The sequence below is a fragment of the Frigoribacterium sp. ME-P-080 genome, from assembly GCF_030209595.1.
Lineage (GTDB): Bacteria > Actinomycetota > Actinomycetes > Actinomycetales > Microbacteriaceae > Frigoribacterium.
Genome location: NZ_JARVRR010000002.1, coordinates 527,023 through 547,410, shown reverse-complemented (window position 1 = coordinate 547,410; position 20,388 = coordinate 527,023). Strand labels below are relative to the sequence as shown.

Annotated in this window: 16 protein-coding genes; 10 read left to right on the top strand and 6 right to left on the bottom strand. The window is 69.5% G+C overall.

Annotated features, from left to right (window positions below; genetic code table 11):
- Nucleotides 1–94 precede the first annotated feature (94 nt).
- The 6 genes from hrpA to arfA all read left to right on the top strand — a co-directional run bounded on the left by hrpA (nt 95) and on the right by arfA (nt 10,205).
- Entirely contained in the window at nt 95–3,988 is a 3,894-nt protein-coding gene (hrpA, locus tag QRN23_RS04075; protein WP_285062664.1) for an ATP-dependent RNA helicase HrpA, read from the top strand.
- Between the two features lie 26 nt (nt 3,989–4,014).
- Nucleotides 4,015–5,070 carry a LacI family DNA-binding transcriptional regulator gene (locus tag QRN23_RS04070; protein ID WP_285062662.1) on the top strand — a complete coding sequence of 352 codons (1,056 nt, stop codon included), beginning with the start codon at nt 4,015–4,017 and terminating at the stop codon, nt 5,068–5,070.
- Between the two features lie 134 nt (nt 5,071–5,204).
- Entirely contained in the window at nt 5,205–6,590 is a 1,386-nt protein-coding gene (locus QRN23_RS04065; RefSeq protein ID WP_123571746.1) for an extracellular solute-binding protein, read from the top strand.
- 226 nt (nt 6,591–6,816) lie between these two features.
- On the top strand, nt 6,817–7,674 hold the full coding sequence (locus tag QRN23_RS04060; protein WP_043593482.1) for a carbohydrate ABC transporter permease: 858 nt from the start codon (nt 6,817–6,819) through the stop codon (nt 7,672–7,674).
- On the top strand, nt 7,671–8,582 hold the full coding sequence (locus QRN23_RS04055) for a carbohydrate ABC transporter permease (RefSeq protein WP_285062659.1): 912 nt from the start codon (nt 7,671–7,673) through the stop codon (nt 8,580–8,582). The genes QRN23_RS04060 and QRN23_RS04055 overlap by 4 nt, the downstream gene beginning before the upstream one ends.
- An 87-nt stretch (nt 8,583–8,669) precedes the next feature.
- Nucleotides 8,670–10,205, top strand: coding sequence for an arabinosylfuranosidase ArfA (gene arfA, locus QRN23_RS04050; protein WP_123571634.1), 1,536 nt, complete (start codon nt 8,670–8,672; stop codon nt 10,203–10,205).
- Between the two features lie 82 nt (nt 10,206–10,287).
- On the opposite strand, the gene QRN23_RS04045 is transcribed toward arfA, so the two are convergent.
- Both QRN23_RS04045 and msuE read right to left on the bottom strand, forming a co-directional pair.
- Nucleotides 10,288–10,716, bottom strand: coding sequence for a hypothetical protein (locus QRN23_RS04045; protein ID WP_056048939.1), 429 nt, complete (start codon nt 10,714–10,716; stop codon nt 10,288–10,290).
- A 32-nt stretch (nt 10,717–10,748) separates the two neighbouring features.
- Entirely contained in the window at nt 10,749–11,465 is a 717-nt protein-coding gene (msuE, locus tag QRN23_RS04040) for an FMN reductase (protein ID WP_200412891.1), read from the bottom strand.
- A 72-nt stretch (nt 11,466–11,537) separates the two neighbouring features.
- Between msuE and QRN23_RS04035 the strand changes: the two genes are divergently transcribed.
- From QRN23_RS04035 to QRN23_RS04025, 3 genes are all read left to right on the top strand, one after another.
- Nucleotides 11,538–12,332, top strand: coding sequence for a class I SAM-dependent methyltransferase (locus QRN23_RS04035; protein WP_285062655.1), 795 nt, complete (start codon nt 11,538–11,540; stop codon nt 12,330–12,332).
- A 100-nt stretch (nt 12,333–12,432) separates the two neighbouring features.
- Nucleotides 12,433–13,539 carry an amidohydrolase family protein gene (locus tag QRN23_RS04030; RefSeq protein WP_285062653.1) on the top strand — a complete coding sequence of 369 codons (1,107 nt, stop codon included), beginning with the start codon at nt 12,433–12,435 and terminating at the stop codon, nt 13,537–13,539.
- Nucleotides 13,536–14,798 carry a kynureninase gene (locus QRN23_RS04025; protein WP_285062651.1) on the top strand — a complete coding sequence of 421 codons (1,263 nt, stop codon included), beginning with the start codon at nt 13,536–13,538 and terminating at the stop codon, nt 14,796–14,798. Before QRN23_RS04030 ends, QRN23_RS04025 begins: the two co-directional genes overlap by 4 nt.
- Nucleotides 14,799–14,876: 78 nt before the next feature.
- On the opposite strand, the gene nrdF is transcribed toward QRN23_RS04025, so the two are convergent.
- The 4 genes from nrdF to nrdH form a co-directional block, all read right to left on the bottom strand.
- On the bottom strand, nt 14,877–15,878 hold the full coding sequence (gene nrdF, locus QRN23_RS04020; RefSeq protein WP_056048952.1) for a class 1b ribonucleoside-diphosphate reductase subunit beta: 1,002 nt from the start codon (nt 15,876–15,878) through the stop codon (nt 14,877–14,879).
- Nucleotides 15,879–15,976: 98 nt separating this feature from the next.
- Complete coding sequence (gene nrdE, locus QRN23_RS04015; RefSeq protein ID WP_123571747.1) at nt 15,977–18,082, bottom strand: class 1b ribonucleoside-diphosphate reductase subunit alpha; 2,106 nt, start codon at nt 18,080–18,082, stop codon at nt 15,977–15,979.
- Nucleotides 18,083–18,114: 32 nt separating this feature from the next.
- Entirely contained in the window at nt 18,115–18,534 is a 420-nt protein-coding gene (nrdI, locus tag QRN23_RS04010; RefSeq protein WP_056048957.1) for a class Ib ribonucleoside-diphosphate reductase assembly flavoprotein NrdI, read from the bottom strand.
- A 78-nt stretch (nt 18,535–18,612) separates the two neighbouring features.
- Entirely contained in the window at nt 18,613–18,846 is a 234-nt protein-coding gene (nrdH, locus tag QRN23_RS04005; protein ID WP_043596549.1) for a glutaredoxin-like protein NrdH, read from the bottom strand.
- Between the two features lie 329 nt (nt 18,847–19,175).
- Between nrdH and QRN23_RS04000 the strand changes: the two genes are divergently transcribed.
- On the top strand, nt 19,176–20,384 hold the full coding sequence (locus QRN23_RS04000; RefSeq protein WP_056048960.1) for an MFS transporter: 1,209 nt from the start codon (nt 19,176–19,178) through the stop codon (nt 20,382–20,384).
- Nucleotides 20,385–20,388: the final 4 nt, after the last annotated feature.

Sequence of the window (20,388 nt, the reverse complement as noted above, 5' to 3'; positions counted from 1 at the left end):
CCGGACATCCCCCGGCGACCACGACGAGCGGAAGGACCCCGACGGCGAACCCCCGGCGCCCGATCCGGCCCGGGCGGCTTACGATGGAGGGCTCATGATCCCCACCATCACGTATCCCGCCGAGCTGCCGGTCAGCCAGAGGCGCGACGACATCGCCGCGGCGATCCGTGACAACCAGGTCGTCATCGTCGCGGGCGCCACCGGTTCGGGCAAGACGACCCAGCTGCCCAAGATCTGCCTCGAGCTCGGCCGGACCAAGATCGGCCACACCCAGCCGCGCCGCATCGCGGCCCGCACCATCAGCGAGCGCATCGCCGAAGAACTCGGCGACGAGGTCCGCGGCGTGGTCGGCTACCAGGTGCGGTTCACCGACAAGGTCGGTGCCGACACGCAGATCAAGCTGATGACCGACGGCATCCTGCTGAACGAGATCCACTTCGACCGCGAGCTCGAGCGCTACGACACGATCATCATCGACGAGGCCCACGAGCGCAGCCTGACCATCGACTTCCTGCTCGGGTACCTCAAGCAGCTGTTGCCCCGCCGCCCCGACCTCAAGCTCATCATCACGAGCGCCACGATCGATCCCGAGTCGTTCTCGAAGCACTTCGGCGACGCGCCCATCGTCGAGGTCTCGGGTCGCACCTACCCGGTCGAGGTCCGTTACCGACCGCTCGTCGCCGACGACACCACGAGCGACGACGACGGCGACCTCGACGACGACGACCGCCCCGCGGGTCGCCAGGGCGACCGTCAGGAGGCGCGGGCCGGCGACCGCAGGCAACGCGCCGACGATAAGGACTACCTGCAGGGCATCAACGAGGCCCTCGACGAACTCGCCCGCGAGTCGAGCGGCGACGTCCTCGTCTTCCTCAGCGGAGAGAACGAGATCCGTGACGCCGAGGAGAGCATCCGCGGCCGCAACCTGCCGTTCACCGAGGTGCTGCCGCTGTACGGCCGGTTGAGCGCCGCCGACCAGCACCGGGTCTTCCAGCCCAGCACGACCGCGGGCACCCGGCGCCGCATCGTCCTCGCGACCAACGTCGCCGAGACCAGCCTCACCGTGCCCGGCATCAAGTACGTGATCGACGCCGGCACGGCCCGCATCAGCCGCTACTCGACCCGGGCCAAGGTGCAGCGCCTGCCGATCGAGGCCATCTCGCAGGCGAGCGCCAACCAGCGGTCGGGCCGCTCCGGTCGCACGAGCAGCGGCATCGCGATCCGCCTCTACAGCGAGACCGACTTCGAGAAGCGCCCCGAGTTCACCGAGCCCGAGATCCTGCGGACCAACCTCGCCGCGGTCATCCTGCAGATGATCTCCCTGAACCTCGGCGACATCGCCGCCTTCCCCTTCCTCCAGCCGCCCGACTCGCGCGGCATCAAGGACGGACTCGACCTGCTGCGCGAGCTCGGCGCCGTCACCCAGGGCGGCCAGATCACCCGGGTCGGCAAGCAGCTCACGCGACTGCCGATCGATCCGCGCCTCGCCCGCATGGTCGTCGAGTCCAAGACGCAGGGCACGACGCGCGAGGTGCTCGCCATCGTCTCGGCCCTGAGCATCCAGGACCCGCGCGAGCGGCCCCTCGAGCGGCGTGCCCAGGCCGACGAGAAGCACTCGCGCTTCCGCGACCCCAAGGGCGACTTCCTCACGCTGCTCAACCTGTTCGAGTACCTCGAGGACAAGCAGAAGGAGCTCAGCGGCAACGCCTTCAAGCGTCTGTGCCGCGACGAGTTCCTCAACTACCTGCGCATCCGCGAGTGGCAGGACGTCTACCGCCAGCTCAGCCGCGCGGCCAGGCCCCTCGGCCTGCACATCGGCGAGCGCAGCGCGAACCCCGACGGCGTCCACCGCAGCCTGCTGGCCGGCCTGCTCAGCCAGATCGGGCTGTTCGACCCGCAGAAGAAGGACTTCGTCGGCGCCCGCCAGACGAGGTTCCTGATCTTCCCGGGCAGCAGCCTCGCGAAGAAGCCGCCGGCGGCCGTGATGACGGCCGAACTCGTCGAGACCAGTCGCCTGTTCGCCCGCGTCGCCGGCTCGATCGACCCGGCGTGGGCCGAACCGCTGGCGCCCGACCTGGTCAAGCGCAGCTACGGCGAACCCCACTGGGAGAAGAAGCAGGGCGCCGTCGTCGCCTACGAGCGCGTCACGCTCTACGGGGTGCCGATCGTCGAGCGACGACGCATCCAGTTCTCGCGCATCGACCCGGCGTACGCCCGCGAGCTGTTCATCCGGCACGCGCTGGTCGAGGGCGACTGGGAGGGGCACCAGGCGTTCGAGCAGAAGAACCGGCAGCTCATCCGCGAGCTGACCGAGGTCGAAGAGAGGACGCGTCGCCGCGACATCCTGGTCGACGGCGACGCCGCGTTCGAGTTCTTCCAGCGGCGCATCCCGGCCGACGTCGCGAGCATGCGCGACTTCGAGGGCTGGTGGCGCAAGGCCAAGGTCGACACGCCCGACCTGCTCACCATGACCGCCGCCGACCTGCTCGGGGACGACGAACCCGACGTCGACGAACAGGGTTTCCCGAGCACGTGGCAGCAGGGCGACCAGACGTTGACCCTGCGCTACAAGTTCGAGCCGGGGGCCGACGACGACGGCGTGACCGTGATCGTTCCGCTGCCGCTGCTGCCGCGCCTCCGTCCGGTCGGCTTCGACTGGCAGGTGCCGGGGTTGCGCGACGAGCTCGTCACGTCGCTCATCAAGTCGCTGCCGAAGCAGATCCGCAAGAACGTGGTGCCCGCCGCCGACTGGGCGTCGAAGATCACGGACGAGCTGCCCGACGCACCACCGGCCGACGTCGACGAGCCGTTCACGGCGACCGTGGCCGCGGCGATCAAGAAGCTCACCTACACGCCCGTCTCGACCGACGACTTCGACCTGCACCGCGTGCCCGCGCACCTGCGGGTCACGTACGCCGTGGTCGACGAGCGGGGCCGCACGGTCGGGGCCGACAAAGATCTCGACGCGCTCCAGCACCGGCTGCGCGACGCCACGCGCGACAGCGTCGCGCGCGTCACGCAGGGCGGCGGGCGCGACGAGCGCGGCCGTGGCCGGGGTCGCGGACGAGGAGGCGCGGGGGGCGACGCCACGCCCGTCACGCCTCGCCCCACGAGCTCGATCGAGCGCGAGGGCCTGACGTCGTGGGACTTCGACGAGCTCCCCGCGGTCGTCGACACCCGCCACGGCGACACCGTGATCCGGGCCTACCCGGCGTTGGTCGACCACGGCGACTCGGTCTCGATCACGTTGATGGCGACGCCCGCCGACCAGGCCCTCGCGACGCCGAAGGGCGTGCGGCGCCTGCTGATGCTGGCGACCCCGTCGCCCGTGGCCTACGTGCAGCAGCACCTGACGAGCGCCGAGAAGCTCATCCTCGCGACGAGCCCGTACCAGAACACGTCGGCGCTCTTCGCGGACTGCCTCGTGGCCGTCGTCGACGACGTGCTGTTCCGCGTGAAGCCCGACGGCATGGTCATGACGAAGAAGGAGTTCCTCTCGACCCGCGACCGGGTCTCGGGGGCCGTGATGGACCAGATGTTCCAGACCGTCTCGCTCGTCGCCCGCACGCTGACCGCCGCCCGCGACGCCGACAAGGCCCTGAGGGGTGCGACCTCGATGACCCTGCTCGCGGCGCTGACCGACATGCGGCAGCAGCGGGATCGCCTGATCCGTCCGGGCTTCGTGTCGCAGACCGGGCTCCAGCAGCTCCAGCGCGTGCCGGTGTACCTCGTGGGCATCACGAAGCGCACGGCGAAACTGCTCGAGAACCCCGGGCGGGACCGCGTCTGGCTCAGCGAGGTGCAGCAGGCGACCGAGCGGTACGAGGCCGCGGGCGGGACGTTCCCGCCCGCCGACACCGCGCCTCCTGCACTCGTCCGCGCCCGGTGGATGATCGAGGAGTTCCGCCTCAGCCTGTTCGCACAAGACCTGCGGCCGAGCGAGAGCGTCTCGCTCCAACGCATCGTCAAGGTGCTCGCCTCCGCCTGAGCGCCTGCCGCCACTAGCCTGAACGCATGCGCGCGACGGTGAAGGACGTGGCGGCACTCGCCGGGGTGTCGCCGAAGACCGTCTCCAACGTCATCAACGGCGTCGTCTTCGTCCGGCCCGACACCCGCACCCGCGTCGAGAGCGCGCTGGCCGAACTCGACTACGTGCCGAACCTCAGCGCGCGTGGCCTGCGCACCGGGCGCACCGGGTCGATCGCCCTGGCGTTCCCCGACCTGAGCACCCCGTACAGCGCCGAGATGACGCACTGGTTCGTCGAGCAGGCGCACGAGCGCGGCTGGTCGATCCAGCTCGAGCAGACCGGCTCGCGGCCCGAACGCGAGGGCGAGCTGCTCTCGCGCGGCAAGGAACACCTCGTCGACGGCCTCGTCCTCAACCCGATCACGCTCGACGCCAGCGCCCTGTCGTCCGCCGGCAGCGGCTCCGGCACCGGCTCCGGCTCCGGCTCGGGGGCCACCGACTCGCTGCCGCCCGTGGTCGTCATCGGCGAGGTCGAGCAGACCCTCGTCGACCAGGTGCGGGTCGACAGCGTCGCCGCGGCCCGCGACATGACGGCCCACCTGATCGCCGCCGGACACCGCCGCATCGCGACCCTCGGCGACTCGGCCGGCGAGTTCGACACGGCCACGGCCCGCGCCCGCACCCGCGGCTTCGAGCAGGCCATGGCCGAGGCCGGGCTGCCCCTCGACCACGCCCTGCAGTACTCGTGCCCGGAGTGGACCTCGGCCGACGCCTTCTCGGTCGTCCGGGCGGCCGTCGAGCGCGGCGACCGGCCCGACGCGATCTTCTGCTTCACCGACTCGCTCGCCATCGGCGCCGTCAGCGCGCTGACGTCGGCGGGCCTGCGGGTCCCCGACGACGTCGCGGTCGCCGGTTTCGACGACATCGTCGACGGGAGGTTCTCCGTGCCGCCGCTGACGACCGTCACCTTCGACAAGCGCCTCTTCGTCGACCGCACCCTCGAACTGCTCGCGGCCCGCATCGCCGACCGGCAGGGCGCGGCCGAACTCGTGATCGTCCCCCACGAGATCGTCGTGCGCGCCAGCACCCGCGGCCGCGCCTGACACCACGAGAGGGGCACGACGCCAGAAGAGAGCCTGGCGCTGTGGCCCTGTCCTGGCGGTGTGCCGGAAACCTCTTGCGCATCCGTTACAACGATGGAATAGTCGCTTTCGTCACGCATCACGAAGGAGTGAAGATGACCGAGAACCATCGGACGACCCCGGCACCGCGTCCGGGCACCACCGCCGGCACCGCCACCCCCCGCGGCCTCAGCCGCCGCAGCATGTTGCTCGGCTCGGCCGCCCTCGTCGGCGGGGCGTTCGTCGCCACGGGCCTCTCGGGCTGTGCGCCCGGGGCGGTCACCGGCTCGGGCACGGACGTCGCGCAGCTGAAGTTCTGGCACCTGCTCAGCGGCGGTGACGGCATCAAGATGTCGGCGCTGATCGACCAGGCCAACGAGCAGAACCCGGGGTTCCACGCGACGCAGACCGTGCTCGCCTGGGGCACGCCGTACTACACGAAGCTCGCCATGGCCTCGGCCGGCGGTCGCGCGCCGGACGTCGCGATCATGCACGCCTCGCGCGTGCCCGGCTACGCCCCCGGCGGCCTGCTCGACCCGTGGGACGTCGAGAAGCTCGCGTCGTACGGCGTCCGCGAAGAGGACTTCGCCGAGGCCGTGTGGAAGAAGGGCTTCAACGGCGGCGACCTGTACTCGGTCGCCCTCGACTCGCACCCGTTCATCCTGTTGTACAACACCGACATCGCCGCCCAGGCGGGTGCCCTCGGCCCCGACGGCAAGCTCGTCGAGATCACCAGCCCCGAGCAGTTCCTCGAGGTCGCGAACGCCATGCAGCAGGTGACCGGCAAGCACGGCGCCTCGTGGGGCTATCTCAACGACGGCGCACAGCTGTGGCGCATGTTCTACACGTTCTACAAGCAGCAGGGCGCCGACATGGTGCTGAAGGAGGGCGGCACGGTCGAGTACGACGAGCAGGCCGCCGTCACCGCGCTCCAGTTCATGCAGCAGCTCACCGACGGCACGGCGATGGCCACGGCCAGCGACATCCAGTCGGGCATCGCCGAGTTCGTCAGCGGCGAGAGCGGCATGCTCTTCACCGGCGTGTGGGAGGTCCCGAGCGCCGAGAACGCGGGCATCCCGTTCGACGGCAGCATCATCCCGACGCTCTTCGGCACGCCGGCCGTCTACGCCGACTCGCACGCGTTCGTGCTGCCGAGGCAGAGCGAGGTCGACGACGTCAAGCGCGAGGACGTCTACAAGATGGTCTCGACCATCCTGAAGGACTCCATCTCCTGGGCCGCGGCCGGGCACATCCCGGCCTACCTGCCGATCGTCGAGAGCCCCGAGTACGCCGAGCTGCGACCGCAGGCGAACTACGCCGAGGCGGCGGACTACCTGAACTACGACCCGCCCGCCTGGTTCACCGGCTCGGGCTCGGACTTCCAGACGTACTTCCTCGACTCGATCCAGTCCGTGATCCTCGCCAAGGACGACGCGGCCGACGGCATGCGTCGGTTCGTCGCGCGAGTCAACACGCAGCTGTCGCGGCCGGCTCCGGTGTGACCGTCGTGCCCTCCCCCACGCCGACGCGGCACCGCCGCCCCGTCCGCCCGACACCGCCTTCCTCCCCCTCCGCACGACCCGACCATCACGACGACGAAGGAGTCGATCTGTGACCTCCACCACGGTCAAGGCCCCCCGGGCCACCGCCGAGCGCGCGCGGTCCGACGCCCGCGCGACCGACCGCAGCCGCGCCTCCCGCAAGCGGACCGGCCCCTCCGACAACCGCATCGGCTGGGGCTTCGCCGCTCCGTTCACCGTGCTCTTCGCGGTGTTCCTGGTCTGGCCGCTGCTCCACGGCTTCTACCTGAGCTTCACCGGCCAGAGCCTGACCGGCCAGGGCGGCGAGCTGATCGGCGTCGCCAACTACGCCGAGGCCTTCGCCGACGGCGACATGTGGCGTTCGATGCTCAACACGCTGTGGTTCACGGTGCTCAGCACGATCCCGCTCGTCGTCGTGGCGCTCGTGCTCGCCATCCTCGTCAACACCGGTCTGCCGGGTCAGTGGCTCTGGCGGCTGAGCTTCTTCCTGCCGTACCTGCTCGCCTCGACGGTCGTCTCGCTGTTCTGGATCCAGCTCTACAGCCCGACCCTCGGCCCGATCAACAACGTGCTCGGCACGCTGGGGCTGCCGCAACCCGCCTGGCTGCAGGACCCCGACACCGCCATGATCGCCGTGGTCGCGACCACCGTCTGGTGGACGGTCGGCTTCAACTTCCTGCTGTACCTCGCCGCCCTGCAGAACATCCCCGACCAGCAGTACGAGGCCGCGTCGCTCGACGGCGCCGGACGCTGGCGGTCGCTGCTGTCGATCACCATCCCGCAGCTCGGCCCGACCACCGGCCTGATCGTCATCCTCCAGGTGCTCGCCTCGCTGAAGGTCTTCGACCAGATCTACCAGATGACCACCGGCGGACCGGCGGGCAGCACCCGCTCGGCCGTGCAGTACATCTTCGACACCGGCTTCACCGGCTACCGCTTCGGCTACTCGTCGGCGATCTCGTACATCTTCTTCGCGGTCATCGTCGTCATCTCGATCGCGCAGTTCAGCATCACGGCCCGCAACCGCAAGGGAGCCCAGAAATGACCGCCCCCGCCCTCGCCCCCACGTCCGACCTGCGGGCCCCCACCGCCGGCCGGGGCCGGAAGGGCCACAAGCCCGGCCAGAAGCCGTTCGGCCCGATGGCCGTGCTCAGCGTGGCCATCCTGGTCGTGCTCGCCGTCCTCTGGCTGCTGCCGTTCCTGTGGTCCCTCGCCACCTCGTTCAAGAGCGAGACCGACGCCGCGGCGACGCCGCAGACCTGGATCCCGGCCGGCGGCTTCACGCTGGACGCCTACCGCGGGGTGCTCGAACAGGGCAACATCCCGGTGTGGCTGTTCAACAGCCTGTTCACCTCGATCGTCATCACGCTGATCGTCGTGGCCACCTCGGCCCTCGTCGCCTACGCCTTCTCGCGCCTCGACTTCCGCGGCAAGAAGTGGCTGTACGTCGCGACGATCGCGTCGATCATCATCCCGCCGCAGGTGCTGATCGTGCCGCTGTTCTACCAGATGCTCGCCTTCGACATGGTCGACACGTACTGGGGCATCATCCTGCCGCAGGCGATCGCCCCGGCGATGGTGTTCGTGCTGAAGAAGTTCTTCGACCAGGTGCCGATCGAGCTCGAGGACGCCGCCCGCGTCGACGGCGCGGGGCGCATCCGGGTCTTCTTCACGATCCTGCTGCCGCTGTCGCGCCCCATCCTCGGAGCGGTGTCGATCTTCGTGTTCATCGGCGCCTGGAACAACTTCCTGTGGCCGTTCATCGTCACGAACGACGCGTCGCTGCTCACCCTGCCGGTCGGCCTGCAGACCATCGAGAGCGCCTACGGCATCCAGTACGCGCAGAACATGGCCGCCGCGGTCCTCGCCGCCCTGCCGCTCATCCTCGTGTTCCTGTTCTTCCAGCGGCAGATCATCAAGGGCATCTCGACCACCGGGTTCGGAGGTCAGTGATCCGACCGCCCCGGACGCGACCGCCCTGCCGCACCGCGCCTCCTCGTCCCCACCGCACGCACGCCGATCCCCTCACCTAGGAGACCCATGTCCACCGCCCGCATCACCGTCGACCGCGAGTTCACCATCGGCCCGGTCCCCCGCCGCCTGTTCGGCTCGTTCGTCGAGCACATGGGCCGCTGCGTCTACACCGGCATCTACGAACCCGGTCACCCCACCGCCGACGAGAACGGCTTCCGCCAGGACGTCCTCGACCTCACCAAGGAGCTCGGCGCCACCGTCATCCGCTACCCCGGAGGCAACTTCGTCTCGGGGTACAACTGGGAGGACGGCGTCGGACCGGTCGACCAGCGCCCCCGTCGCCTCGACGGCGCCTGGCACACCGTCGAGACCAACGCCTTCGGCCTGCACGAGTTCGTCGCGTGGTCGAAGCTCGCCGGCACCGAGGTGATGGAGGCCGTCAACCTCGGCACCCGGGGCGTCGACGCCGCCCGGGAGCTCGTCGAGTACGCCAACCACCCCGGCGGCACCGCGCTGAGCGACCGCCGCATCGCCAACGGCGCCAAGGACCCCTTCGACATCAAGCTCTGGTGCCTCGGCAACGAGCTCGACGGCCCGTGGCAGATCGGCCACAAGACGGCCACCGAGTACGGCCGCCTGGCACAGGAGGCCGCCAAGGCCATGAAGTTCGTCGACGACTCGATCGAGCTGGTCGCCGTCGGCAGCTCGGGCCGCGGCATGCCCACCTTCGGCACCTGGGAGCACGAGGTCCTGACGCACGCCTACGACGAGGTCGACTACGTGTCGATGCACGCCTACTACCAGGAGCACGACGGCGACGCGAAGAGCTTCCTCGCGACGGCCGTCGACATGGACGCGTTCATCGAGGAGGTCGTGTCGACGATCGACGGCGTCAAGGCCGCCGGAAAGCACACGAAGCAGGTCGACATCTCGTTCGACGAGTGGAACGTCTGGTACCAGACGGGCCTCGACTCGGACGACCAGCCGCACAACGTGTCGAAGGGCTGGCGCGAGCACCCCCGGCTGATCGAGGACCAGTACAACGTCACCGACGCGGTCGTGGTCGGCACCTTCCTCAACTCGCTGCTGCGTCACGGCGACCGGGTCAAGATCGCCAACCAGGCGCAGCTCGTCAACGTCATCGCGCCCATCCGCAGCGAGGCCGGCGGGCCCGCGTGGCGTCAGTCGATCTTCTGGCCGTTCGCCCGCATGGCCGCGCTCGCCACCGGGCAGATCCTGCGCACCCTCGTCACGAGCGACAAGGTCGACACCGAGAAGTACGGCGACGCCGACCTGGTCGACGTCAGCGCCACCTACGACGAGGAGGCCGGCACGGTCGCGTTCTTCCTCGCCAACCGCGGTCTCGACGAGGCGGCCGACGTCGAGGTCGCCCTGCGCGGCTTCAGCGGCGGACGCGTCACCCGTGCCGAGGTCCTGGCCGTCCCCGAGGGCGGCGACCGCTTCTCGTCCAACACCGAGGGCGCGCAGGACACCGTGGGCCTCGTGCCGCTGACCGGCGTCACGGTCGACGGCGGCACCGCGCGCCTCCGCCTGCCCGCCCTCTCGTGGGCGGTCGTCGAGCTCGAGGTCGGCAAGGCCTGACCCACGGCACGACCGCAGGAGGCGCGGTGCCGGTCACGACCGGCACCGCGCCTCCTGCGTCCGGTCGCGTCGACGCCCCGGATCAGCCGCGGGGCTTGAAGAGGCGGGCGATGCTGTCGCGCACCGACTCCTCGATGGTGTCGGTGAAGCCGTTCGAGAAGCCCAGGGCGTCGGCAGGGGCCGACGCGGCCGTCATCGACTCGACGACGCGCTGACCGTGATGGGCACGCGCCTCGCGCACCGAGCCGAAGCCGAGGCCGAGGTCGACGGCCGCCTGGGCGAGGAGCGCCTCACGGGCGTCGTCGGTGCTGGTCTGTGCCTCGGCGAGCGCGAGCACGGACAGGTCGTCCACGCCGTCGTCCACCCATCGGGCCGCACGCCCCGGCAGCACGCCGGAGGGCAACAGGCCGAGACGGCGCTGTGCCTCGCTGTCGCGGATCTCGGCGCGGGCGACGGACGGGCCACGGGGAGTCGGGTCGGGGTTCACGACGATCACGATACCGGTGGGCATCCCGGAGCGGCTGCCCCGCCTTCGGGTCGCGCTCAGCTGAACAGGCGCGTCGGGGTCGTGACGTCGAGCTCGTCGGCGCGCAGGTCGCCGACCGTCAGTTCGTCGCGCGCGTCGCCGTCGTCGAGGGTCTGCTCGATGCGCCCCTTCTCGGCGATGCTCGAGCGGATCAGCGGCAGGCCGCGCTGGATCGCGTGGCGGATGCGCTCCTGCAGCAGAGGGGCCGTGACCGCGTACTTCTCCGCGCCTCCGGTCGCCGTGAAGTCGGTCGTGTGCGCGTAGACGCCCAGCGGCAGGGTGAGGGCCTGGAAGAACCCGAACAGCGGTCGCAACGCGTGCTCGATGATCAGCGCGTGGCGCTCGCTCCCCCCCGTCGCGGCGAGCAGCACGGGCACGTCCACGAGCGCGTACTGCTCGACGAAGTCGAACAGGTGCTTGAACAGCCCGGTGAAGGAGGCGCGGTAGACGGGCGAGGCGACGATCAGCAGGTCGGCGGTCTCGATGGCGACCAGCTCGCGCTCGACCCGCTCGTCGAGCTGGTCCCGGGTGAGCGCGCCGGCGAACAGGGGGCCGAGTTCGCTGACCCGGATGACGTGCGCCTCGATCGGCAGGACGTCGCCCAGCGCCGTCACGATCTCGTGCACGAGGGCGTCGGTCTTCGACGGCGTGCTGAGGGTGCCGGACACCGCGACGACCCGCAGGGGACGGGTCGGACGCGGGGACGAAGGGGTCGGAGGCAGCGAGGAAGTCATCCCCTCCATGCTGCGCCCGAGGCCGACGTAACAGAGGGTGTGTGACGGATCGTGACGTGCGACAGTGTTCCGGTGACACATCAACCACTGCAGGAGGGGTTCGATCCGGCCGCCCACGGCTTCGACCCCGCACGACCCGATTCCGACCTCGCCGCCTCGTTCGGGCTGGCCGCCGACGTCTACGAGAGGGGTCGCCCGTCGTACCCCCTCGACGCCGTCGACTGGCTGCTGCCCGAGGGCGCCTGTCACGTGGTCGACCTGGGGGCGGGCACGGGCAAGCTCACCCGTCTGCTGCTCGACCGTGCCCCGTCGGTCACGGCCGTCGAGCCGTCGCCGGGCATGCGCGCGACCCTCGAGCAGGTCGTCCCCGGAGCGACGTCGGTCGCCGGGTCGGCCGAGGACATCCCCCTCGGCGACGACTCGGTGGACGCCGTCCTCGTCGCGCAGGCCTGGCACTGGGTCGACCCCGCCCGCGCCGTGCCCGAGATCGCCCGCGTCCTGCGTCCCGGCGGCACCCTCGGCCTCGTCTGGAACATCCGCGACGAGTCCGTGCCGTGGCTGGCGGAGCTCAGCCGGGTGATGCGCCAACCCCGCGAGCGCGACATGGGGTCGGACGCCCCCGTCGTCGGTGCCCCGTTCGGCACCGTCGAGCGGTACGACGTCCCCTGGGTGCACGAGCTGGGTCGCGACGAGTTCCTCGCCATGATCGCGTCGCGCAGCTACGTCATCACGCTCTCGCCCGACGACCGCGCGGCCCTGCTGCGCGACGTCGAGCGGCTGCTCGACACGCACCCGGACACCCGCGGCGCCGACCTGATCCGACTGCCCTACGTGGCGCGGTGCTCGCGGGCCGTCCTGCCCGCCTGAGTCGCGCCTCCTCGGCACCCACCCTGCGAGCCCGCCTCGTCGTCCCCGGACGCGGGCGGGCCTGCAGGGCACGGGCAGCACGCACGAATAGGGTCGGGTCATGGACCAGGAGGCGCGGCTCGTCACGGTCGACCACGCCTGGTCGGGCCGGTGGTCCGGTCGCAGCCTGTTGCGCCTCGACGCCCACGGCGTGGTCTTCGCCGGATCGGCCGACGCGCACGACGCCGACACCCTGGCCGGTGCCGAGCTGCCCCACGTGCCGGGCACCGTGCTCGCCCCCTTCACCGACTCGCACGTCCACCTCGGCCTGATCGACGCCACGCAGCTGCCCGTCGGCGGCATCTCGCGGGTCGTCGACCTCGGGTGGGACCCGACGGTCGCCTCCGGCTGGCTCGGCCGGTCGGGTCGCGACGGCTGGCCCGAGGTGGCGATCGCCGGCGGGTTGATCACGGCGCCGGGCGGGTACCCGAGCCGGGCGGGCTGGGCGCCGTCCCGCGCCTCCCTCCCGGTCGGCGGCCTCCGCGTCTCAACCCGGCTGCGCCGCGCGGCCCGGCTCGTCGAGCAGCAGCACGCCCTCGGCGCCTCGATCGTCAAGGTCGCCCTCAACTCCGACGTCGGCCCCGTCCTCGACGACGCGATGCTGGCCGCCGTCGTCGACGCCGCACACGGGCTCGACCTGCCCGTGGTCGCCCACGTCCAGGGCGTCGGCCAGGCGGCACGCGCGGCCGACGCCGGGGTCGACCGGCTCGCCCACACGCCCTTCAGCGAACGGCTCGACGACGACCTGATCGCCCGGCTGGTCGCGTCCACGACGTGGGTGAGCACGCTCGACATCCATGGCTACGGTCTCGGTGGGGTCGCGCACGAGACGGCCGTCGACAACCTGTCGCGGTTCCGTGCCGCCGGGGGCCGGGTGCTCTACGGCACCGACCTCGGGAACGGCGACCTTCCGCTCGGGGTGAACGAACGCGAGCTGCGCGCGATGGGTCGGGCCGGCTTCGGGCTGGCCGGCCTGCTCGACGCCCTCGCCCCCGACGTCGCCGGGCCCACCGGCGGTGCGCGCCTGCCGTTCACCCGCGTGACCTGGATCGCCGACGCGCCCCGCGCCTCCGCGTCCTCCGACGAACGGGCCGCCTGGCTCGCCCGCGCGACCGCACTGACCGCCGACGAGCTGCTCGCCGTCGCCCTCGAGGAGAAGACCCGATGACCGATCCGCTCGCCTACCCCGTCGACGCCACCGACCCCGACGAGCAGGCCTCGGCGCACCCCGCCGGCCCGCTCGACGCCGCCGACCCGCTGGCGTCGTTCGTCGACCGGTTCGTGCCGGCCGTCGACGTGGTGTCGTACCTCGACGGCAACTCGCTCGGGCGGCCCGTGACCGCCACGCTGTCGCGACTGTCCGAGTTCGTCGAGGGCGCCTGGGGCACGCGGTTGATCCGCTCGTGGGACGAACGCTGGATGGCCTTGCCGACCGAGCTCGGCGACCGCATCGCGGCGGCCTGCCTCGGTGCCGGCCCGGGCCAGACGGTCGTGGCCGACTCGACGACCGTGCTGCTCTACAAGGCGATCCGTGCGGGCCTGCGGGCCCGGCCCGACCGCCACGAGATCGTCATCGACGACGACCAGTTCCCGACCGACCGCTTCGTCGTCGAGGGCATCGCCCGCGAGCACGGGGCCACGATCCGCTGGATCGCCGTCGACAAGGCGACCGGCGTGACCGTGTCGCAGGTGCGCGACGTCGTGGGGCCCGACACCGCACTGCTGCTGGTGAACCACGTGTCGTATCGATCGGGCTGGCTGGTCGACCTGCCCGCGATCACGACGCTCGTGCACGAGGCGGGCGGTCTCGTGCTGGCCGACCTCTGCCACAGCGTCGGCGTCGTGCCGATGCAGCTCGACGAGTGGGGCGTCGACCTCGCCGTCGGCTGCACCTACAAGTACCTGAACGGTGGGCCGGGAGCTCCCGCGTTCGTCTACGCCCGCGCCTCGCTGTTGCCCGAGCTCGACCAGCCGATCCAGGGGTGGATGGGCGCCGCCGACGTGTTCGCCATGGCCGACGGGTACCAGCCGGCGACCGGCATCCGGCGGTTCATCAGCGGCACTCCCCCGGTGATGGGCATGCTCGCGATGCACGACATGCTCGACCTCATCGACGAGGCCGGCATCGATGCCATCCGGTCGAAGTCGCTCGCCCTGACCGACTACGCCTTCGACCTCGTCGACGCCTGGCTCGTGCCGCTCGGGGTGACCGTCGCGACGCCTCGCGAACCGGACCGCCGCGGCAGCCACGTCACGATCACGCACGACTCGTTCCGGTCGATCGTGGCGCGGCTCTGGGAGGCCGGTGTCGTGCCGGACTTCCGCAACCCCGACGCCCTGCGCATCGGACTGTCGCCGCTCAGCACCTCGTTCGCCGAGGTGCGGATCGGCATCGCCGCGATCCGTGCGGCGCTGCTCGCCGACTGAGCCCGCACGCGGTCGGACCGGACGCAGAACAGGCGCCGCCCGGGATGGGCGACGCCTGCTGCGTGGTGCGGGGGTGGGTCAGAAGTCCCAGTCCTCGTCTTCGGTGTTGACGGCCTTGCCGATGACGTACGACGAACCCGACCCCGAGAAGAAGTCGTGGTTCTCGTCGGCGTTCGGCGAGAGCGCGGACAGGATCGCCGGGTTCACGTCGGTCGTCTCCTTGGGGAACATCGGCTCGTAGCCGAGGTTCATCAGCGCCTTGTTGGCGTTGTAGTGCAAGAACTTCTTGACGTCTTCGCTGAGGCCGACGCCGTCGTAGAGGTCTTGCGTGTACTGGATCTCGTTCTCGTAGAGCTCGAAGAGCAGGTTGAACGTGTAGTCCTTGATCTCTTGCTTGCGCTCGTCCGAGGCGCCTTCGAGACCCTTCTGGAACTTGTAGCCGATGTAGTACCCGTGCACGGCCTCGTCGCGGATGATGAGGCGGATGAGGTCGGCCGTGTTGGTCAGCTTGGCGCGCGACGACCAGTACATCGGCAGGTAGAAGCCGCTGTAGAACAGGAACGACTCGAGCAGCGTCGAGGCGACCTTGCGCTTCAGAGGGTCGTCGCCCGTGTAGTAGTCGAGGACGATCTGGGCCTTCTTCTGCAGGTTGACGTTCTCGGTCGACCAGCGGAAGGCGTCGTCGATCTCGGGGGTCGACGCGAGGGTCGAGAAGATCGACGAGTAGCTCTTGGCGTGCACCGACTCCATGAACGCGATGTTCGTGTAGACGGCTTCTTCGTGCGGGGTGATCGCGTCGGGGATCAGGCTGATCGCGCCGACGGTGCCCTGGATGGTGTCGAGCAGCGTCAGGCCGGTGAAGACCCGCATCGTCATCTGCTGCTCTTCGGGCGTGAGGGTGTTCCACGACTGGACGTCGTTCGACAGCGGGATCTTCTCGGGCAGCCAGAAGTTGTTGACCAGCCGGTTCCAGACCTCGACGTCCTTGTCGTCGTGGATGCGGTTCCAGTTGATCGCACTGACCGACGAGATCAGCGGGACCGACTTGCCGGTGGCGTGGACCGGATCGGTGAGGGTCATGACGTGCCTTTCAGGAGCAGGAGTGTGAGTTCAGGAGGCGCGGGCCGGTCGTCGAGACCGGCCCGCGCCGGGTGGCGCAAGGACTCGAGGCGCAGGGCCTAGAGCATGCAGCTGACGCAGCCGTCGACCTCGGTGCCCTCGAGCGCGAGCTGGCGGAGGCGGATGTAGTAGATCGTCTTGATGCCCTTGCGCCATGCGTAGATCTGCGCCTTGTTGATGTCGCGCGTGCTCGCCGTGTCTTTGAAGAACAGCGTGAGCGACAGGCCCTGGTCAACGTGCTGCGTCGCCGCGGCGTAGGTGTCGATGATCTTCTCGGGCCCGATCTCGTAGGCGTCGGTGTAGTACTCGAGGTTGTCGTTCGTCATGAACGGCGCCGGGTAGTACACGCGACCGAGCTTGCCCTCTTTGCGGATCTCGATCTTCGACGCGATCGGGTGGATCGACGACGTCGAGTGGTTGATGTACGAGATCGACCCGGTCGGCGGCACGGCCTGGAGGTTCTGGTTGTAGATGCCGTGCTGCATGATGCTGGCCTTGAGCGCGAGCCAGTCGTCCTGCGTGGGGATCGCGACGCCAGCGTCGGCGAACAGTGCCGCCGCCCGCTCGGTCTCGGGCTTCCACTCGGTCTCGGTGTACTTGTCGAAGAAGGTGCCCGACGCGTAGGTCGAGTCCTCGAAGCCGCCGAAGGTGACGCCACGCTCGATCGCGATGGTGTTCGAGGCGCGCAGGGCGTGGAACAGCACCGTGTAGAAGTAGATGTTCGTGAAGTCGATCGCCTCGGGCGTGCCGTAGTGCACCCGCTCGCGGGCGAGGTAGCCGTGCAGGTTCATCTGGCCGAGGCCGATGGCGTGCGACTGGTCGTTGCCGACCTCGATCGAGCGGACCGACGTGATGTGGCTCATGTCGCTGACGGCGCTGAGGCCACGGATCGCGGTCTCGACGGTCTTGCCGAGGTCGGGGGCGTCCATCGACAGGGCGATGTTCATCGAGCCGAGGTTGCAGCTGATGTCCTTGCCGATCTCGTTGTACGAGAGGTCTTCGTTGAAGGTCGTCGGCGTGTTGACCTGCAGGATCTCGGAGCACAGGTTCGACATGTTGATGCGACCCTTGATCGGGTTCGCCTTGTTGACCGTGTCCTCGAACACGATGTAGGGGTAGCCCGACTCGAACTGGATCTCGGCGATCGTCTGGAAGAAGTCGCGCGCCTTGATCTTGGTCTTCTTGATGCGCGAGTCGGCGACCATCTCGCGGTACTTCTCGCTGATCGCGACGTCGCCGAAGGGGACGCCGTAGACCTTCTCGACGTCGTACGGCGAGAAGAGGTACATGTCTTCGTTGTTCTTGGCGAGCTCGAACGTGATGTCGGGCACGACGACGCCGAGGGACAGCGTCTTGATGCGGATCTTCTCGTCGGCGTTCTCACGCTTGGTGTCGAGGAACCGCATGATGTCGGGGTGGTGTGCGCTGAGGTACACCGCACCGGCACCCTGGCGGGCACCGAGCTGGTTGGCGTAGCTGAAGCTGTCTTCGAGCAGCTTCATGACGGGGATGATGCCCGACGACTGGTTCTCGATCTGCTTGATCGGGGCGCCGGCCTCGCGGATGTTCGAGAGCGACAGGGCGACGCCGCCACCGCGCTTCGACAGCTGCAGCGACGAGTTGATGCCGCGCGAGATGGACTCCATGTTGTCTTCGATGCGCAGCAGGAAGCAGCTGACGAGCTCGCCGCGCTGGGCCTTCGCCGTGTTGAGGAAGGTCGGCGTGGCCGGCTGGAACCGGCCCGCGATGATCTCTTCTACGAGGTCGACGGCCAGCTTCTCGTCGCCCTGGGCGAGGCCGAGGGCGGTCATGACGACGCGGTCCTCGAAGCGCTCGAGGTAGCGCTTGCCGTCGAACGTCTTGAGCGTGTACGAGGTGTAGTACTTGAACGCGCCGAGGAAGGTCTGGAAGCGGAACTTCTTCGAGTAGGCGAGGTCGTTCAGCTTCTCGATGAAGGCGAAGTCGTACTGCTCGATGGTGGCGAGCTCGTAGTACTCGTTCTCGACGAGGTAGTCGAGACGCTCACGCAGGTTGTGGAAGAAGACCGTGTTCTGGTTGACGTGCTGCAGGAAGTACTGCTTCGCCGCCTCGCGGTCCTTCTCGAACTGGATCTCGCCGGACGGACCGTAGAGGTTCAGCATCGCGTTCAGGGAGTGGTAGTCCATCCCCGAGCTGAGACCCTGCCCCGGGGCGGCGATCACTTCGAGGTCATCGACTGCTGCGTCCAAAATTCTTCCAATCCTGTGTGTACGGCTTGTACGTCGTCTGGTGTTCCGAAGACTTCGAAACGGTAGAGAAGGGGAACGTCGCACTTGGCGGCGACGATGTCACCGGCCAGGCAGTAGCCCTCTCCGAAGTTGGTGTTGCCCGCCGCGATCACGCCTCGGATGAGGCGCCGGTTGCCCTCGTCGTTGAGGAACCGGATGACCTGCTTCGGGACGGCGCCTCGTCCTTCGCCGCCACCGTAGGTCGGCAGGACGAGGACGTAGGGGTCACGGACGTGGAGCGGTGGCTCGGACGGGAACAGCGGGATGCGCCGGGCCGGCAGGCCGAGCTTCTTGACGAAGCGGTCAGTGTTGCCCGAGACGCTCGAGAAGTAGACGAGTTCGTTCGTCATGACGAGTCCTCGCCTCCGACGTGGTGTGGGCCCGAGCCCCGGGTCATCCGACTGGTGGGGCGCTGCGCGCCCGGTCGACTAGTCGACCTTGGCGGCCAGCGCGGCGATCTTGTCGGGGCGGAAACCGCTCCAGTGGTCGTCGTCGGCGATGACCACGGGGGCCTGCATGTAGCCGAGGGCGCGGACCTTCTCGAGGGCGGCGTCGTCGGCCGTGACGTCGAGCACGTCGTACTCGATGCCCTTGTTGTCGAGGGCTCGGTAGGTGGCCGTGCACTGGACGCAGGACGGCTTGGTGTAGACGGTGATGGCCATGGGATCCCCTGTGTTCTGGCCGGCCCCTGAGGCCGGATCGGTGGTTCGTGAGCCTGCGGGTCGTGGTGCCCGTGGCGACTCCTCGATACTACATCTAGTGGCCCGGGGTTGTCCCCACAACTAGATGCGGTGTTACACGCCTGTAGTTCGTCTCGCGGAGTTGTCCACAGGGAACCGCACACGTTTTGCACAGAACGGGGGCGGTTCTCCCCGGTTCTGGGCCGTTCTCCACATGTTCGTCCCCACCACCGACACTCGTCGACGGATGTCCCCAGTTCGGGACCACGGCGTGTCGCGGACCGCGGACCCACTCGTAGACTTGTCCCCTCGTGAGCACCTATTCGACCCTGCTGAAGACGCCCGGCGTCTCGCGCATCATCGCGGCCCAGCTGACCGCGCGCTTCCCGTTCGGCATGCTGTCGCTCGCGTTCCTGCTGCACGTCGAGCACGTCCACCACTCGTACGCCGCGGCCGGTCTCGTCCTCGCGGCGACGAGCATCGGCCAGGCGATCTCGGGGCCGCTCACCAGCCGGTGGATGGGCCGCTGGGCGATGCGCCCCGTGCTCACCCTGACCCTGGTGGTCTGCCTCATCACGATGGTCACCTTCACCCTGTACGACTTCTCGGTGCCGGTGTTCATGGCGCTCGGCTTCGTGACGGGCCTCAGCGTGCCCCCCGTCCAGCCGGCCGTCCGCACCATCTACCCGAAGATGGTCACCTCGAACCAGCTCACCCCCCTCTTCTCCCTCGACGCGTCCGCGCAAGAGATCATCTGGGTCGCCGGTCCGGTCATCACGACCTTCGTCGGCACGCAGGTCGGCACGCGAGAGGCGATCTGGCTCGCGGCCGCGTTCCTGGTCGGCGGCGGCATCTGGTTCATCGCCTCGCCCGAGGTCGGACGCGTCCGCATCCCCCGCAGCAAGCGGGCCTTCGGCAAGGTGCTGGCCCGGCCGACCGTGCTGCTCGCGACCGTCGCCGGGTTCCTGCTCATCGGCGCCTGCGCCGCGGTCGAGGCCGGCGTCGTCGCGCTCTTCGGCGAGGGGAGCGCCGACTCGGGCATCGCCCTGGCGATCTTCGCCGCGGGCTCGCTGGTCGGCGGTCTCGCCCTCGGGCACGTCCCGGTCGGCCCGTGGGCGCTCGCCCGCCGCATCGCCATCGTGTTCGTGGGCATGACCCTCGCGATCTTCGCGACCGGCCTCTGGCCCATCAGCATCACGCTGCTGATCGCGGGCGTCGGCATCGCACCCGCCCTGGCCGTGATGTTCGCGATCGTCTCGTCGAGCGTGAAGTTCAGCGACACGGCCGAGGCCTACGGCTGGGCCGGCACCGGCCAGCTGATCGGCTCGGCCCTGGGTTCGGCCATCGCCGGCTTCGCGATCGACCACGTCGGCGGCCAGGGCGGGCTCATCGTCGCCGCCTGCTTCGCCTTCGTCGGCATGATCGTCGGGGCCGCGTTCCACAAGGCGCTGCCCGACCTCCGCGGCCGCGACGCGAGCCCCCTGCCCGACACCGAACCGGTGCCGGTCCAGACGAGCTGACCCG